The following is a 15,467-nucleotide window of genomic DNA, read 5'->3' on the forward strand; positions in this document are numbered from 1 at the left end:
CCGGTCGGTGCGCGATCAGAACAGCGAGTACAGCAGGCGGTTCGGCGAGCCGGTGCCGGCGCTGGTGACCTTGCCGGTGGTGGCGTTGTTGACGATGGCGCTCGAGACGGTCGCCGGGGAGGCGCCGGGGTTGCCCTGCAGGTAGAGGGCGGCGACGCCGGCCACGTGCGGGGAGGCCATCGAGGTGCCCGAGATCGTGTTGGTCGCGGTGCTCGAGGTGTACCAGGCCGAGGTGATGTTGCTGCCGGGCGCGAACACGTCGACGCAGGAGCCGAAGTTGGAGAACGAGCTGCGTGCGTCGGTGTTCGTCGTCGAGCCCACCGTGATGGCCGAGGAGGCGCGGGCCGGCGAGACGTTGCAGGCGTTCTGGTTCTCGTTGCCCGCGGCGACGGCGACGGTGACGCCGGCGGCGGTCATCCGGGCGACGGCGCTGTCGACGGCGGTGGAGGCGCCGCCGCCGAGGCTCATGTTGGCCACCGAGGGGCCGCTGGCGTTGGCGGTCACCCAGTCCATGCCGGCGATGACGCCGGAGTTGCTGCCGGAGCCGGCGCAGTCGAGCACGCGCACCGGGATCAGGGTCACGCTCTTGGCGACGCCGTAGGTGCTGCCGCCCACGGTGCCGGCGACGTGGGTGCCGTGGCCGTTGCAGTCGCTGCTGCCGCGTCCGTCGTTGATGGCGCTGGCGCCGGCGGCGAGGCGGCCCGAGAACTCCTGGTGGGGAGCGATGCCGGTGTCGATCACGTAGGCGTCGACCCCGGCGCCGGTGGCGTTGTAGGTGTAGGTGCGCGACAGCGGCAGGTTGCGCTGGTCGATGCGGTCCAGGCCCCAGGTCGCGTTGGACTGGGTGGCCGAGATGCTGACCTTGGCGTCCTGCTCGACGTAGGCGACGGCGGGGTCGCTGCGCACCTCGCTGAGCTCGGCGGCGCTGAGCTTGGCGGTGTAGCCGCCGATGTTGCGGTAGACGCGGGTGACCTGGGCGCCGTCCTGGCGGGCGCGCTGGGCGGCCGCGGTGGTGTCCTTGCCCTTCTCGTCGCTCTCGAGGACGACGATGTAGCGCCCGTCGATGGCCCCGGCACCGGCGGTCTTCAGCGGGGCCAGCTGCACGGCCTGGGCCGGGTCGCCGGCCTCGGCGGCGCTGGAGACGGCCGGGAGGGCCGTGCTGGCGAGGGTGCCGGCGGCGAGCGCGGTCAGCGTGGCGGCACCGATGCGGATGGGTCGAGTCACAGTGGGGATCTCCTCGTGAGCGCCGGTTGTCCCGAGAGCGTTCGTCCTCACCGGCGATGGCCGGGACTGTAGGGGCGCGCGCGGCCGCCGCGACACGGCTGGGGACGAAGTCAAGGGATAACCCTCAGGGTCCGTGCCGAACCCCCCGCCACCCGCCTCCGCTACCGTGGAGGCACGGCCCGTGCCGGGCCGCCGGACGAGGGAGCCGTACCCGGAGCGCGACAAGACGGCCACGAGGAGCGTGACGTCGTGGCGTGGTTCGTGCTGGTGGTCTCCGGGGTGCTGGAGTCGGTGTGGGCGCTGGCGCTCGGCCGCACCGAGGGCTTCACCCGACTGGTGCCCACGGTGGTGTTCGCGGTGGCCCTGACGGCGAGCATGGCCGGGCTGGGCTACGCGATGCGCACCCTGCCGGTGGGCACCGCGTACGCGGTGTGGGTGGGCATCGGGGCCTCGCTCACCGTGGCGGTGGGCATGGCCACCGGGGCGGAGCCGGCCAGCCCGGTGCGGGTGCTGCTGCTGCTGGGCCTCGTCGGCTGCATCGTGGGGCTCAAGCTCGCGCACTGACGCCGGCCGTGGGGGGCGCTCACCCGGCACTCAGCAGCTGAAGGTGGCGCGCACCTGCACGGGTGCCTCACCGGTGGGGTTGGAGGCGGGCGCGTCCACCTCGGCGCCCGAGCCGTCGTCGGCCACCTCGACGGCGCCCTCGCCGAAGGGGACGACGTAGCTGTCGGTGCCCGCGAGCACGATGACCGAGGGGTCCTCGAAGCCGTTGCCGGCGGAGGCCAGGGTCAGCAGGACCGCGTCGTCGCCCTCGCCGTCGCCGATCTGGTAGGTCGCGGGCGGCGCGACGTCGGAGTCGCTGACGTCGACCACGCCCTCGCCGTCGAGGCTGCGCTCGACGGCGCCGGTCAGCTCCACCTGCGCCTCGCAGGCCTCGCCCTGCAAGCGGGGTATGTCTCCGGCACCGGAGAAGTCGCCACTGGCGCCGTCGCCTCCCCCGTCGCCGGATCCGTCGTCACCACCGCAGCCGGTGGCGACGAGCAGGAGACCGGCCACGGTGAGGGTGAGCGCACGGGAGGCACGGGGGCGTCGGGTCATGTCGGCACGGTGACACAAGACCCTTCGGGAAACCTTCGAGGCGCGGCGACCGCGGTCGGACGGCGGGGCAGGCCAGGGAGCCGGCCCCGCCGTCCGGGCGGCTGCACGGCGGCGGGGTCTCAGCGCCGGTTGCGGCTCCTGCCGCGTCGACCCTGGCCGCCGGCGAGCTTCTCCTTGGCCTTCTTCACGCCGAGGATCGAGAGCAGCTTCCAGACCAGCCACCCCAGCAGCTGGAACAGGCTGCGCTTCGCACGGGCCATCGGGTCCTCCTTGCATCGGGCGCTCGACTCCGGACCAGACCGGTGAGCGGCGACACGGTGAACGGTTGTTCACCATGGGTACCTCTGTAGTGCACGACCGTGTTGGAACGCCCGTCAGTGGTTACCTTACAACGTAAGTCCACTGTGGACAGTTCCGCTTCCCCGACGAAGGAGTCACCCCATGAGCGCACCCGCGTCCACCCCCGCCCCCGGCGCCAGCCCCGAGAACGAGGGCCGCCGCACCGTCGTCGACCGGGAGAAGGAGCGCTTCGGCGGAGTCAAGGTCGTCTGCGCCTTCTTCGGCTGGATGACCGCCACCGGCATGACCATCCTGCTCACCGCCCTGGTCGCCGCCGCCGGCGCCGGTGTGGGCCTGGTCTCCAGCGCCTCCGAGGTGGCCGACGCCGCCCAGAGCAACAACATCTCCGCCGAGGAGATCGGCTGGGCGGGCGTGATCCTGGTGCTCGTCGTCGTCTTCGTCGCCTACTACAGCGGTGGCTACGTGGCCGGCCGGATGGCCCGCTTCGACGGCATCCGCCAGGGCATCGCCGTGTTCGGCTGGGCGGTCGTCGCCGCCATCGTCGTCGCCGTGCTCGGCGCCGTCGCCGGCTCGCAGTACGACGTGCTCGACAACCTGAACGCGTTCCCGCGGATCCCCGGCGACCTCTCCGAGCTCGGCCTCGCCGCGATCGTCGCCCTGGTCGGCGTCGTCGTGGCCGCGCTGGCCGGTGCGATGCTCGGCGGCCTCGCCGGCATGCACTTCCACCGCAAGGTCGACCGCGCCGGCCTGGGCCGCTGAGGCACGCCGGATAACCTCGGGCACGACCCGGACACCAGCAGCACCGTGACGAGGGGGGCAGCGCCATCGGCACCGACGACGCTACCCCCTCGCCACCCGGTTCCAGCGAGGACCACCTCGACGCCGACGCCGCCCTCGTGCGCGGCGAGGAGCCGCCCTCGGCCCGCGTGCCGCTGAGCCGGCACCGCATCGTCACCGCCGCCCTGGAGCACATCGACGTCGAGGGCCTCGCCTCGCTGACGATGCGACGGCTCGGCACCCGGCTCGGTGTCGAGGCGATGAGCCTGTACCGCTACGTGCCCGGCAAGGAGGAGCTGCTCGACGCCGTCGTCGAGACGCTCATCAGCGACCTGCGCGAGGACGCCGACGTGCTTCCCGCACCGCAGGCGGGCTGGCAGGACTTCCTGCAGCGCCTGGCCCACGGCGTGCGCCGCGTGGCCCTGACCCACCCCGTCGCCTTCCCCCTGGTGGCCTCGCGCCCCCCCGAGGCGCCCTGGCTGCGCCCGCCGCTGCGCAGCCTGGACTGGGTCGAGACCTTCCTGGCCGGGCTCACCGCCGACGGCTTCAGCGACGACGGCGCGGTGGCCGCCTACCGGGCCTTCACCAGCTTCCTGCTCGGCCACCTGCTGCTCGAGGTCGCCGGACTGGGAGCCGACCTGGGCCCCCTCGACGTGCTCGACGACGGCGAGGAGGAGTCCCTGGCGGACCACCCCACCGTCGCCCGGCTGCGCCCGGGGCTGATGGAGGACCACGCCTCGGCGGAGTTCGAGGAGGCGCTCGAGACCCTGCTCGACCGCCTCGCCCTCATCCGCGCAGCCGGCTGACCAGCCGCCCCGCGCCACCCGCGACGCCCGCGAGCGTCCCGAGGATCCCCCGGGGTGCCGTCGGCTCCGCGACGCGCAGCGCTGCTCCGTGGTGCCCGGCCGCCAGCGCGCCGGTGCGGGCGAACTGCGCCCAGGCCGCGCGCACGGGGCGCCCGGCCGCGACGACGTCCTCCCACGCCACCCCGGCCACCAGCGGCGAGCCCGCCCAGGCATCGCGGCTCGGGAAGAGCAGCGCCAGGTCGATGGTGTGCGCGCTGCGCAGCGGGTTGCCCGGCGCGCCCCAGGTGAGCGTGTAGGTCAGAGCGCGGCCACCCGCCTCGGCGTGGCGCTGTGCGAAGCGGGCGATGCCGCTGCCGTAGACCCGCCACGAGAGCAGCGAGCACACCAGCTCGAGCGCGGGACCGCCCACCACGGGCAGCGCCCCCAGCCGTGCCGCGGGCGGCACGTTGGGCACGAAGAACGCCGCCTCGCGGGCGTTGGAGCCGATCAGCACCTCCACCTCCGGCGCGGCCGCGCGCCAGGCGGCGTCGACGTCGTCCTCGGCCGGCAGCGGGTGGTGCCCGTACTGGGTGCCGAAGGGCATCGCGGCCACGAGCCCGAAGGGCCGGGCGGCCTGCTCGAGCCGCTCGTGCAGCGCCACCACGTCCGCCGACGGCGTCGCGGCCTCGACCTCCTCGGTGAGTGCCAGCATCGCGGCACTCATGGCCGCGCGGCCCCGGGCGATGCCCAGCGGCGGGCTCTGCAGGATGGCCCGGCCGAAGAGGCCGCGGGCGGCCGGCGTCGCCACCAGGTGCGCGATGGCGTCGGCGCCGGCGGACTCGCCGAACACCGTGACGTTCTCGGGGTCGCCGCCGAGCGCGGCGATGTTGCGCTGCACCCAGCGCAGCGCCTCGAGCTGGTCGAGGAGACCCAGGTTGGCGGGTCTCTCGCGCCCCTCGCCGAGGCTGCCGCCCAGGAACCCGAACACCCCGAGCCGGTAGGTCACCCCGACCACGATCACCCGCTGCTCGGCCACCAGCGTCGCCGGGTCGTGGACGGGCACGTCGGCGGCGCCGTAGACGTAGGAGCCGCCGTGCAGGAACACCATCACCGGCAGTCGCTCACCCGCGCGCACCGACTCCGCGGTCACGTCGCCGGGCAGGGTGACGCTGAGCCGCTGGCACGCCTCGTCCTCGCCCAGGCCGCCGAACCCGCCGCCGAACATCTCCTCCAGCAGAGCCGAGGCCGGCTGCGGGCAGGCCGGCGAGGGCTCCCCCGAGGTGATCGGCGCCCCACCGGACTCACCGGCCGGCTCGACGTCCGGCTCGGGCACGGGCGGCGCGAAGCGCTCGGCACGGGCGTAGCGGATGCCGCGGGCGCGCAGCACCGCGAGGCCGTCGACCTCGTCGGGCGCGGCCGTCACGGTGCCGGCGGGGCAGTCGAGTCGGATCACGGCACCACGCTGCCAGTCGGGTGGGCACAGCCAGCCGCCAGGTACCTTTCGCTGCGTGAGCACGCGGCTGCAGCGTCGCGTCGGTGGCACGACCCCGGCGCCCCACCGCACCTACGACGACGTCGCCGAGGCGAGCGCCGCGCTGGTGATCGACCGCTACTCCTCCTCCTTCGGCCTGGCCTCACGCCTGCTCGGTCCGCGCGTGCGACCGCACGTGCGCAACGTCTACGCCCTGGTGCGGGTGGCCGACGAGCTGGTCGACGCGCCCCGTCCCGAGCTCGACGCCGCCCAGCAGGCGGCCGCCCTCGACACCCTGGAGCGCGAGACGACGGCGGCCCTGGCGACGGGCGCGAGCAGCAACCTGGTGGTGCACGCCTTCGCGCGCACGGCCCGAGCCTGCGGGATCGAGCCCGGGCTGGTGACGCCGTTCTTCGCCTCGATGCGCACCGACCTCGAACGCCGGACGCACGACGAGGCCAGCCTCGCCGCCTACGTGTACGGCTCCGCCGAGGTGGTGGGCCTGATGTGCCTGCGTGCCTTCGTGGCCGACGAGCCCGACCCCGCCGCCCGCTACGAACAGCTGGCGCCCGGTGCCCAGCGGCTCGGCGCGGCCTTCCAGAAGGTGAACTTCGTGCGCGACCTCGGCCAGGACACCGACCACCTGGGGCGCTGCTACCTGCCCGGCCTCGACCCGCAGGCGCCCACCGCGGCGGGCCGCGACCGCTGGCTCGACGAGGTCGACGCCGACCTCGCCGCGGCCGCCGAGGTGGTGCCGCAGCTGCCACGGTCCAGCCGGCTGGCGGTCTGCGCGGCGCACGACCTGTTCGCCGAGCTCTCCCGGCGGCTGCGCCGCACGCCTGCCGCGCAGCTGCGCACCCAGCGGGTGCGCGTACCGGCGCCGGCCAAGGCGCGGCTGGTGGCCGAGGCCGCGCTGCGCGGCGGGATGCCCCGATGACGGCCCGGGCGCCGCGGCGCGTCGTCGTCGTCGGTGGCGGGGTGGCCGGCTTGGCCACCGCCGCGCTGCTGGCGGCCGAGGGGCACGAGGTCGACCTGCTGGAGAAGAACGACGCCCCGGGCGGGCGCGCGGGCAGCTGGGAGGCCGACGGCTTCCGCTTCGACACCGGCCCCTCGTGGTGGCTGATGCCGGCCGTCTTCGACCACTTCTTCGCCCTGCTCGGCACCAGCACCGCCGAGCAGCTGGCCCTGCGGCGGCTCGACCCCGGATACCGGGTCTTCTTCGAGGGCGACGACGAGCCGCTCGACGTCGCCGCCGACCGGGCCGGCAACCGTGCGCTGTTCGAGCGGGTGGAGCCCGGGGCGGGCCAGGCGCTGGAGGAGTACCTCGAGTCCGCCCAGGAGGTCTACGACCTCGCGGTGCAGCAGTTCCTCTACACGAGCTTCGACTCCGCCCAGGCCTACGCGGGGCGGCGGGTGCTGGCGCACGGCCCCCGCCTGCTGGGGTTGCTCTCCCGCTCGCTCGAGAGCTTCGTCGCGGCCCGGTTCTCCGACCGCCGGCTGCGGCAGGTCCTGGGCTATCCCGCGGTGTTCCTGGGCTCCTCTCCCGACCGCGCGCCCGCCATGTACCACCTGATGAGCTGGCTCGACCTGGCCGACGGCGTGCGCTACCCCGAGGGTGGCTTCACGGTGCTCGTCGAGGCGATGGCCGACCTGGCGCGCGAGCGCGGCGTGCGCATCCACCTCGGCGCCGCCGTCACGCAGGTGCGCACCGATCCATCCTCAAAGGGCGGATTGCCGTTACCCGGCCGCCGCCGGGCGGTGGCGCGCGGCGTCGCCTACCGCACCGCGGACGGCGTCCACCACACCCTGGACGCCGACGTGGTGGTGGCGGCCGCCGACCTGCACCACGTGGAGACCACGATGCTGCCCGAGCACCTGCGCACCTTCCCGCAGTCGTGGTGGGACAAGGCGGTCTCGGGGCCGGGCGCGGTGCTGGTGATGCTGGGCGTGCGCGGCGAGCTGCCGCAGCTGGCGCACCACTCGCTGTTCTTCACCCGCGACTGGCAGGCCAACTTCGACGCGATCTTCGAGCAGCCCACGCGGGTGCCCGACCCGGCGTCGATCTACGTGTGCAAGCCGTCGGCCACCGACGCCACGGTGGCGCCCCCGGGCCACGAGAACCTCTTCGTGCTGGTGCCGGTGCCGCCCGACCCGGGCCTGGGCCACGGCGGGCTCGACGGCGCCGGCGACCCCGCGATCGAAGCGGCCGCCGACCGTGCCGTGGCGATGGTGGCCGACTGGGCCGGGGTGCCCGACCTCGCCGAGCGCCTCGTCGTGCGCCGCACCGTGGGTCCGGGCGACTTCGTCACCGACCTCAACGCCTGGTCGGGCGGTGCGCTGGGCCCCGCGCACACCCTGCGGCAGAGCGCGTTCTTCCGCGCCGGAAACACCTCCAAGCACGTGGAGGGCCTCTACTACGCGGGCTCCTCCACGGTGCCCGGCATCGGCGTCCCGATGTGCCTGATCAGTGCCGAGCTGATCCTCAAGCGGCTGCGCGGCGACCGCTCCACCGGACCGCTGCCCGAGCCGGCCCCCTCGACGGCTGGGCGGCCCGTGGAGGCGGAGTCGGCGTGAGGGAGCTGGCCTACGCGGCGATGCTCGCGTTCGTGCTGGTGGTGACGCTGCCGCTCGAGCTGCTGCTGGGCGCGCGGGTCTACGCGCGCTGGCGGCGCCTCGCGCTCACCGTGCTGTGCGCGGGCACCCCCTTCCTGGTCTGGGACCTGCTCGCCACCGCGGCCGGGCACTGGAGCTTCGACCTCACCCAGACCCTCGGCGTCGTCGTGCCCGGTGACCTGCCGCTGGAGGAGGTGCTGTTCTTCGTCGTCATCCCGATCGCCTCGGTGCTGACGCTGGAGTCGGTGCGCCGCCTCACCGGGTGGGGCATGGACGACGCGCCCGCGCCCTCGACCACGCCCTCGAGCAGCCGGGGCGAGCGGTGAGCTACACCGAGGCGGCGCTGCTCGGCGTCGTCGTCACGATCGTGCTCGACCTGCTGGTGCTGCGCACCCGGGTGCTGACCCGCAAGGCGTTCTGGGCCTCCTACGCGATCGTCGTGTTCTTCCAGCTGCTCACCAACGGGTGGCTCACCGGCCGCGGGATCGTCCGCTACCGCGAGAGCGACATCTGGGGCGCGCGCATCCTGCACGCGCCGGTGGAGGACCTGCTGTTCGGCTTCGGCCTGGTGACGCTCTCGATGGCGTGGTGGGTCTGGTGGGGGCGCCGCGGCGTGCAACCCGACCCCGGAGCCGGCCCGCACCCGCGCGTGCAGCAGCTGGTGGACAGGGCGCGCTCGCGCCGGTAACGCACTTCTTACCAAGCGCGTCACACACGGAATTCCTCGCGAAACCAGTCGGCAACACCACGGGCGTTGGCTTCTCGCCATGCCGCACACCAGCCGACGCGCCCACCGGGACGCGCACCGCCACATCGGGCGGCTGCCGGCGTACGGCTTCTACGGCGGCCCGCCGGTCAACCCCGACACCACCGCCGTGGCCACCGTGCGCGAGCTGCTCGCCACCCTCGACGACGAGGGCACCGAGCGGGCGCTCGTGCTGCCCAACTACGGCGTGCCCGACCCCGACGTCGCCTTCGGCCTGAACCACCTGGCGCTCGAGGCGGCGCAGCAGGACGACCGCGTGCGCTGCGGGCTGTGGGTCTCGCCGAAGCAGAGCGACGCCGCCCGCAACGACGCGGCGCTGGCGCTCGCCGCCGAGGAGGGCGTCGTCGCGCTGAAGACCAGCTTCCTGCTCGGCGGCGCACCGGACGACGAGGCGTGCCGCGAGCAGCTGGACCGGCTGTTCGCCACCGCCGCCCGGCTCGACCTCACGGTGCACGTCCACACCTCGCCCGGCGCCGCCTCCGACCTGAGCCGGATCAGCACGCTGGTGGAGCGCTACGGCGACAGCACGCGCATCCATCTCGTGCACCTCGGCGGTGGGATGAGCGGCCACCTGAGGCTGATCGGCGGCCTGTTCTTCGACTGGATCGAGGCCGGCAAGCAGGTCTACACCGACACCAGCTGGGCCATCGGCTTCGCCCCCGCCTGGCTGGCCGCCGAGATCGAGCGGCGCGGGGTCGGCCACGACCGGGTCCTGTTCGCCACCGACGCCCCCTGGGGCGACTTCGCCGGCGAGCACGCCCGGCTGGCCGCGGCCGCCGGCGACGGCGCCCTGGCCCAGGCGTTCTTCCACGACAACTTCGACGCGCTCTACGCGCGCTGAGGACCACCCGCACTCACCCCGCACCACACCCGCACCGCCAACCGAGGAGACACCCATGTCCGTGTTCGACGACGAGATCCTGGCCGCGATGGAGAAGTCCCGGGCGGAGGTGCCCCACCCCTCCCAGGCCCCGGGTACCAACCTCTACGGCTCCACCAAGATCTTCCCCGACTACCAGGCCTCCGAGGGCCAGAGCTACCTCACGCTGGTGCACGGCATCCCGCACGAGAGCTCGGTCAGCTTCGTGGCCGTCCTGCAGGCCACCCGCGCGCTGCGCAAGGGCTTCGACTCCACCCTCTACTTCTACGGGCCCGGCGCGCTGGCGTGCATGGACACCCGCGGCTTCCCCACCACCGGCGACGTCGCCTTCCCGGGCAACCAGAACATGAACGACTCCATCAAGACCTTCGTCAAGGAGGGCGGCACGGTGCTGTGCTGCCGCTTCGGCATGGCGCTGCACGGCTGCCGCGAGGAGGACCTGATCGAGGGCGTGACCCCCTGCCACCCGCTCGACGTGCAGGACGCCGTCATCCACTTCGCCAACAAGGGCGCCATCATCAACAGCGTCTACAACCTCTGAGGGGCACCCGGTGGCCGCCTCCGACACCCCTGCCTCCACGCGGGTCGACCTCGCCATCCAGGGCATCCGGCTGCTCGACGCGCCGGTGGCCCGGCGTGCCGGCGCCGGGCCCAGCGACGACGGCCACCTGCTCCTCGACGGCGTCGGCGCCGCGGTGCCGCTCAACCCGCGCAGCCCCTACACGGTGCGCGGCGGCAAGCTGCTGCTCGACGGCGCCGACACCGGGCTGGGCGTCGAGGCGGTGGCGCGGCCCCGCTTCTACGACCTCGTCACCGCCGACGGGGTGCCCTACGAGAAGATCGCCCGCCTGCACGCCGCCAACGTGCTCGCCACCACCGTCGTGCAGACCTGCGTGCGCTACGACGAGAGCGAGCGCTGCCGGTTCTGCGCCATCGAGGAGTCACTGGCGCAGGGCTCCACGGTCGCCGTCAAGACACCCGCGCAGATCGCCGAGGTGGCCCAGGCCGCCCACGAGCTCGACGGCATCACCCAGCTGGTGATGACCACCGGCACCAGCAACGGCCGCGACCGCGGCGCCACCCACCTGGCGCGCTGCGTGCGGGCGGTGCGGGAGGTGCTGCCCGACCTGCCGATCCAGGTGCAGTGCGAGCCACCGGGCGACCTGGCCACCATCCAGGAGCTGTACGACGCCGGCGCCCGCTCGATCGGCATCCACGTGGAGTCGCTGGACGACGAGGTGCGTCGCCGCTGGATGCCCGGCAAGGGCTCGGTGCCCATGACGGAGTACCGCGCCGCCTGGGCCGAGGCGGTGCGGGTCTTCGGCTGGAACCAGGTCTCGACCTACCTGCTGGTGGGCCTGGGTGAGGACCCCGACGAGCTCGTCGCCGGCGCCGAGGAGCTGATCGCGATGGGCGTCTACCCGTTCGTGGTGCCGTTCCGGCCACTGGCCGGCACGTTGGCCACCGACGTGGACGGCGCCACCGCTCCCGCGCCGGGCCGGGTGTACGACATCACCGGTCGGGTGTCCGCGGCACTGCGCGCCGCCGGCATGCTCGGCAGCGACCAGGCCGCCGGCTGCGCCGCGTGCGGGGCCTGCTCGGCGCTGGGATCCTGTGGACCCAGCGACAGCGGCGCGAGCATTGCTCTCGCTCCCACCGAGGTGGCGTCGTGAGCCGACTGCGTGCCGACCTGGTCGACGACGTCGTGCTGGCGGGTCACTCCCGAAGCGCCCCCAGCCTCGAGGGCTTCGTCGTGGTGCGTGCCGAGTCGCCGGCGGACCTGGCCGCCTACCGCGCGCTGCGCCGCGAGGTCTTCGTGCACGAGCAGGGGCTGTTCACCGGCTCCGACCTCGACGACGTCGACGACGACCCCCGCACCCTCGTGCTGCTGGCCCGCACCCCCGAGGGCGAGGTGCTGGGCGGGGTCCGGCTGCACCCGGCGCACCACCCGGCGGCTCCCGCCGATCGTGACCTGGGGTGGTGGCAGGGCTCCCGGCTCGCCGTCGCCCGCGACGCCCGGCTGCTGCTCGGCGTCGGCGCGGCACTGGTCCGCGCCGCGTGCGCCACCGCGGAGGCCCAGGGCGCGCTGCGCTTCGAGGCCACCGTGCAGGCCCAGAACGAGCGCCTCTTCAGGCGGCTGGGCTGGGTGCCGCGCGAGCGCACCCACCTGCACGGCCGACCGCACGTGGTGCTCGACTGGCCGATCGCGCGGGTGCAGCGCCTCGTCGACGCCACCAAGGCGGCGCTGGGCGGCCTGCTCGAGCCGCTCGCGCACGGCGTGCCCGCCGGGTTCCTCGGTGACGACGGCGCCCCCGTCCCCGGCTCGGACCTGGTGGCCGCGTGCGACGCGATCCTCCCCTCGCTGGTGGAGCGCGACCCCGAGTGGGCCGGCTGGTGCGCCGTGCTGGTCAACCTCAACGACCTCTCCGCCATGGGCGCCACCCCCGTGGCCCTGCTCGACGCCGTCGGCGCCCGCGACCGCTCCTTCGCCCGCCGGGTGCTGCGCGGCCTCACCGAGGCCAGCCAGGCCTGGGGCGTCCCCGTCATCGGCGGGCACACCCAGCTCGGCGTGCCGGCTGCCCTGTCGGTGACGGCCCTGGGCCGCACCAGCCACCCGGTGCCCGGCGGCGGCGCCGCACCCGGCGAGTCGCTCCGCGTCACCGCCGACCTGGGCGGCGGCTGGCGTCCGCGCTACACCGGAGCCCAGTGGGACTCCTCCAGCCACCGCACCGGCGAGGAGCTGCGTGCCCTGGCCGGTGTGGTGCCCGCCCTGCGACCCACCGCAGCCAAGGACGTGAGCATGAGCGGGCTCGTCGGCACCACGGGCATGCTCGCCGAGGCCTCGGGTTGCCGCGCCGTGCTCGACGTCGCGGCGGTGCCCGCACCCACCGGCGCCACCGCCGGCGACTGGCTCACCTGCTTCCCCGGCTTCGCGATGGTCAGCGCCGAGCGGTCCGCTGCTCGCGCCCCGCTGCCCGCCTTCACCACCTCGTCGGTCTGCGGCGAGCTCACCACCGGCGCCGGCGTCGGCCTGCGCTGGCCCGACGGCGTCGTCACCGAGGCCGTCACCTCCACCGTCACCGGGATGGGACCCTCATGACCCTGCACCAGCACAGCACTCAGACGTTCGGCGCCGTCAGCGCCAACTTCGGCCGCGACCTCGAGCAGAACCTGCGCCGGATCGGCCACCTCGTGGAGGACGCCCGGGCACGCGGCACCTCGCTGCTCGCCCTGCCCGAAGCGTGCCTGGGCGGCTACCTCTCCGTGCTCGGCTCCGGTCGCGACGGCACGCACGGCGACCGGCCGGACTCGCTGCCACCCGTGCTCGACGTGGGCGGCGTCGAGCTGGCCCGGGTCGCCGCCATCGCTCGTGAGATGACACTCGTCGTCGGCTTCTGCGAGGCCGACGGCGGACGCCGCTTCAACAGCGCCGCCGTGGTCACCGGCGAGGGCGTGATCGGGGTGCACCGCAAGGTGCACCAGCCGCTGGGCGAGAACCTCTACTACGAGGCAGGCGAGACCATGCGGGCCTTCGAGACGCCGGTCGGTCGGCTGGGAGCACTGATCTGCTACGACAAGGCGTTCCCCGAGTCGGCCCGCGCCCTGGCGCTCGACGGCGCCGAGGTGATCGCGTGCATCTCGGCCTGGCCGGCCTCGCGCACGGCCACCGCCGGCGAGCTCGCGCAGGACCGCTGGAAGCAGCGCTTCGACATCTTCGACCAGGCCCGCGCCCTGGAGAACCAGGTGGTGTGGGTGGCCGCCAACCAGGCCGGCACGTTCGGGTCGCTTCGGTTCGTCGGCTCGGCCAAGGTGGTCGGCCCCGGCGGCGAGGTGCTGGCGGCCACGGGCACCGGTGAGGGCGTGGCCTACGCCCGCGTGGACGTCGGCGAGGTGCTGCACACCGCGCGCCGCTCGATGTTCCACCTGGGCGACCGCCGCCCCGACCTCTACCGGGAGCCGGTGACCCTCGATGCCTGAGATGACGATGACCGTGCGGTGGCCCGACGGGCGGGTCGACGAGTGCTACTCGCCGTCGCTGGTGCTGCACGACCACCTGGCCGCCGGCGAGCGGTACTCGGTCGCCGACTTCGCCGCGCGCTCGACCGCCGCTCTCGCGATCGCCAGCGAGCGGGTGCGCGCGAAGTACGGGTTCGCGTGCTCCTCCGCCGCCGCCACCACCGAGCAGATCTCGCGCGCCGCGGCCGGGTTCGGGGCGGACGACGTCGTCGAGGTGCTGCGCATGTGGCCCGCGCTGCCCGCCTCGGCCCGGGGCGCGGCGTCGTGACCACCCGGCGCACGACCGTCGCCGTGGTGGGCGGCGGCCAGGCGGGCCTCTCGACCAGCTGGTTCCTCACCCGCGACGGCGTCGACCACGTGGTGCTCGAGGCCGGCACCGCCGCGCACGAGTGGGCCGACACCCGCTGGGACAACTTCACCCTGGTGACGCCCAACTGGCACTGCCGCCTGCCCGGCTACGCCTACGAGGGGCCTGACCCCGACGGGTTCATGACCCGCGACGAGGTGGTGGCGTGGCTGGCGGGCTACCCGGGCACCTTCGACCCACCCCTGCACGAGCACACCCGGGTGACCGCCCTGCGCCAGCGCGACGGCGGTGGCTTCACCCTCGAGAGCACTGCTCCCGACGGGCCGGTCACCTGGGAGGCCGAGCACGTGGTGGTGGCCACCGGCGGCTACCACGTGCCGATCGTGCCCCCCTGGGCCGCGGCGCTGGACCCGGCGATCACCCAGCTCGAGTCGGCGCACTACCGCCGCGAGTCCGACCTCCCCGACGGCGCGGTGCTGGTGGTGGGCAGCGGCCAGTCCGGCGCGCAGATCGCCGAGGACCTGCACCTCGCGGGCCGGAAGGTGCACCTCGCCGTCGGCGACGCACCGCGGGTGGCGCGCACCTACCGGGGCCGCGACACCATGACGTGGCTGGCCGAGATGGGTCTCTACGACACCCCGGTGGCCACCTACCCGGGCGGGCTCGCCGCGCGCGAGAAGACCAACCACTACGTCACCGGCCGCGACGGCGGCCGCGACATCGACCTGCGTCAGTTCGCCCGCGAGGGCATGGGCCTCCACGGGATGCTCGAGGGCCTGGCGGCGCCCGGCGGCTCCACCCTGCGCTTCCTCGCCACGCTCACCGCGGCCCTCGACTCCGCCGACGCCACGTACAACTCCATCTGCGCCGACGTCGACCGCTACATCGAGCAGGCCGGCGTCACCGCACCACCGCCGTCCCGCTACGAGCCGGTCTGGGCACCGACGGCGGACCCCCTCGAGCTCGACCTGGCCGCGGCCGGCATCAGCACGGTCGTCTGGGCGATCGGCTACCGACCCGACTACCGCTGGGTCGGGGTCGGGGTCTTCGACGGTGCCGGCCGGCCCACCCACGAGCGCGGCGTGACCGCCGTACCGGGGCTCTCGTTCCTCGGGCTGCCGTGGCTGCACACGTGGGGCTCCGGTCGCTTCCACGGCATCGCCCGCGACGCCGAGCACGTCGCCGGCGTCATCACCCGCTCGCTGCCGGCGGTCCGGCGGGCCGGCTGA

18 protein-coding genes and 1 riboswitch are annotated in these 15,467 nt (G+C 74.4%); of the genes, 14 read left to right on the forward strand and 4 right to left on the reverse strand.

Annotation, left to right across the window (positions count from 1 at the left end):
• Nucleotides 1–15 precede the first annotated feature (15 nt).
• Nucleotides 16–1,224 (reverse strand): S8 family peptidase, encoded by a 1,209-nt coding sequence (locus ABD948_RS12410; RefSeq protein WP_345266189.1) that lies wholly within the window; start codon nt 1,222–1,224, stop codon nt 16–18.
• 172 nt (nt 1,225–1,396) lie between these two features.
• Nucleotides 1,397–1,460, forward strand: a riboswitch (guanidine-III (ykkC-III) riboswitch).
• 13 nt (nt 1,461–1,473) lie between these two features.
• Here ABD948_RS12410 and ABD948_RS12415 point away from each other — a divergent pair.
• Nucleotides 1,474–1,788: a DMT family transporter gene (locus tag ABD948_RS12415; RefSeq protein WP_345266191.1), complete on the forward strand. Its 315-nt coding sequence runs from the start codon at nt 1,474–1,476 to the stop codon at nt 1,786–1,788.
• Between the two features lie 30 nt (nt 1,789–1,818).
• On the opposite strand, the gene ABD948_RS12420 is transcribed toward ABD948_RS12415, so the two are convergent.
• Complete coding sequence (locus ABD948_RS12420; RefSeq protein WP_345266193.1) at nt 1,819–2,322, reverse strand: hypothetical protein; 504 nt, start codon at nt 2,320–2,322, stop codon at nt 1,819–1,821.
• Nucleotides 2,323–2,441: 119 nt separating this feature from the next.
• Nucleotides 2,442–2,582 (reverse strand): hypothetical protein, encoded by a 141-nt coding sequence (locus tag ABD948_RS12425; protein WP_345266196.1) that lies wholly within the window; start codon nt 2,580–2,582, stop codon nt 2,442–2,444.
• Between the two features lie 181 nt (nt 2,583–2,763).
• Here ABD948_RS12425 and ABD948_RS12430 point away from each other — a divergent pair, with 181 nt between their 5' ends.
• On the forward strand, nt 2,764–3,381 hold the full coding sequence (locus ABD948_RS12430; protein WP_345266198.1) for a hypothetical protein: 618 nt from the start codon (nt 2,764–2,766) through the stop codon (nt 3,379–3,381).
• Nucleotides 3,382–3,518: 137 nt separating this feature from the next.
• On the forward strand, nt 3,519–4,205 hold the full coding sequence (locus tag ABD948_RS12435; protein WP_345266200.1) for a TetR/AcrR family transcriptional regulator C-terminal domain-containing protein: 687 nt from the start codon (nt 3,519–3,521) through the stop codon (nt 4,203–4,205).
• Here the strand turns inward: ABD948_RS12435 and ABD948_RS12440 are convergent.
• Nucleotides 4,186–5,637 carry a carboxylesterase family protein gene (locus ABD948_RS12440; protein ID WP_345266202.1) on the reverse strand — a complete coding sequence of 484 codons (1,452 nt, stop codon included), beginning with the start codon at nt 5,635–5,637 and terminating at the stop codon, nt 4,186–4,188. The genes ABD948_RS12435 and ABD948_RS12440 overlap by 20 nt on opposite strands.
• A gap of 55 nt (nt 5,638–5,692) precedes the next feature.
• Here ABD948_RS12440 and ABD948_RS12445 point away from each other — a divergent pair, with 55 nt between their 5' ends.
• The 11 genes from ABD948_RS12445 (at nt 5,693) to ABD948_RS12495 (ending at nt 15,467) form a co-directional block, all read left to right on the forward strand.
• A complete protein-coding gene (locus ABD948_RS12445) occupies nt 5,693–6,592 on the forward strand; it encodes a phytoene/squalene synthase family protein (protein WP_345266204.1) in 900 nt (299 codons plus the stop codon).
• On the forward strand, nt 6,589–8,229 hold the full coding sequence (crtI, locus tag ABD948_RS12450) for a phytoene desaturase family protein (protein WP_345266206.1): 1,641 nt from the start codon (nt 6,589–6,591) through the stop codon (nt 8,227–8,229). The genes ABD948_RS12445 and crtI overlap by 4 nt, the downstream gene beginning before the upstream one ends.
• On the forward strand, nt 8,226–8,594 hold the full coding sequence (locus tag ABD948_RS12455) for a lycopene cyclase domain-containing protein (RefSeq protein WP_345266209.1): 369 nt from the start codon (nt 8,226–8,228) through the stop codon (nt 8,592–8,594). Before crtI ends, ABD948_RS12455 begins: the two co-directional genes overlap by 4 nt.
• Nucleotides 8,591–8,956: a lycopene cyclase domain-containing protein gene (locus ABD948_RS12460; protein WP_345266211.1), complete on the forward strand. Its 366-nt coding sequence runs from the start codon at nt 8,591–8,593 to the stop codon at nt 8,954–8,956. The genes ABD948_RS12455 and ABD948_RS12460 overlap by 4 nt, the downstream gene beginning before the upstream one ends.
• A 79-nt stretch (nt 8,957–9,035) precedes the next feature.
• Nucleotides 9,036–9,875, forward strand: coding sequence for an amidohydrolase family protein (locus tag ABD948_RS12465; protein ID WP_345266213.1), 840 nt, complete (start codon nt 9,036–9,038; stop codon nt 9,873–9,875).
• A gap of 55 nt (nt 9,876–9,930) precedes the next feature.
• Nucleotides 9,931–10,455, forward strand: coding sequence for an MSMEG_0572/Sll0783 family nitrogen starvation response protein (locus ABD948_RS12470; RefSeq protein ID WP_345266215.1), 525 nt, complete (start codon nt 9,931–9,933; stop codon nt 10,453–10,455).
• A 10-nt stretch (nt 10,456–10,465) separates the two neighbouring features.
• Entirely contained in the window at nt 10,466–11,587 is a 1,122-nt protein-coding gene (locus ABD948_RS12475) for an MSMEG_0568 family radical SAM protein (protein ID WP_345266217.1), read from the forward strand.
• On the forward strand, nt 11,584–13,014 hold the full coding sequence (locus ABD948_RS12480) for an MSMEG_0567/sll0787 family protein (RefSeq protein WP_345266219.1): 1,431 nt from the start codon (nt 11,584–11,586) through the stop codon (nt 13,012–13,014). The genes ABD948_RS12475 and ABD948_RS12480 overlap by 4 nt, the downstream gene beginning before the upstream one ends.
• Nucleotides 13,011–13,892, forward strand: coding sequence for a carbon-nitrogen hydrolase family protein (locus ABD948_RS12485; RefSeq protein ID WP_345266221.1), 882 nt, complete (start codon nt 13,011–13,013; stop codon nt 13,890–13,892). The genes ABD948_RS12480 and ABD948_RS12485 overlap by 4 nt, the downstream gene beginning before the upstream one ends.
• Entirely contained in the window at nt 13,885–14,199 is a 315-nt protein-coding gene (locus tag ABD948_RS12490) for an MSMEG_0570 family nitrogen starvation response protein (protein ID WP_345266223.1), read from the forward strand. Before ABD948_RS12485 ends, ABD948_RS12490 begins: the two co-directional genes overlap by 8 nt.
• Entirely contained in the window at nt 14,196–15,467 is a 1,272-nt protein-coding gene (locus ABD948_RS12495; RefSeq protein WP_345266225.1) for an MSMEG_0569 family flavin-dependent oxidoreductase, read from the forward strand. The genes ABD948_RS12490 and ABD948_RS12495 overlap by 4 nt, the downstream gene beginning before the upstream one ends.

Origin of the sequence: Nocardioides nanhaiensis, from assembly GCF_039542785.1 — a bacterium.
GTDB lineage: Bacteria > Actinomycetota > Actinomycetes > Propionibacteriales > Nocardioidaceae > Nocardioides > Nocardioides nanhaiensis.

Bases quoted from the DNA above. Each gene is read 5' to 3' on its own strand.
- ABD948_RS12430 (WP_345266198.1), top strand. From the start codon at position 2,764: ATGAGCGCACCCGCGTCCACCCCCGCCCCCGGCGCCAGCCCCGAGAAC.
- ABD948_RS12470 (WP_345266215.1), top strand. From the start codon at position 9,931: ATGTCCGTGTTCGACGACGAGATCCTGGCCGCGATGGAGAAGTCCCGG.
- ABD948_RS12420 (WP_345266193.1), bottom strand. From the start codon at position 2,322: ATGACCCGACGCCCCCGTGCCTCCCGTGCGCTCACCCTCACCGTGGCC.
- ABD948_RS12465 (WP_345266213.1), top strand. From the start codon at position 9,036: ATGCCGCACACCAGCCGACGCGCCCACCGGGACGCGCACCGCCACATC.
- ABD948_RS12490 (WP_345266223.1), top strand. From the start codon at position 13,885: ATGCCTGAGATGACGATGACCGTGCGGTGGCCCGACGGGCGGGTCGAC.
- ABD948_RS12425 (WP_345266196.1), bottom strand. From the start codon at position 2,582: ATGGCCCGTGCGAAGCGCAGCCTGTTCCAGCTGCTGGGGTGGCTGGTC.
- ABD948_RS12485 (WP_345266221.1), top strand. From the start codon at position 13,011: ATGACCCTGCACCAGCACAGCACTCAGACGTTCGGCGCCGTCAGCGCC.
- crtI (WP_345266206.1), top strand. From the start codon at position 6,589: ATGACGGCCCGGGCGCCGCGGCGCGTCGTCGTCGTCGGTGGCGGGGTG.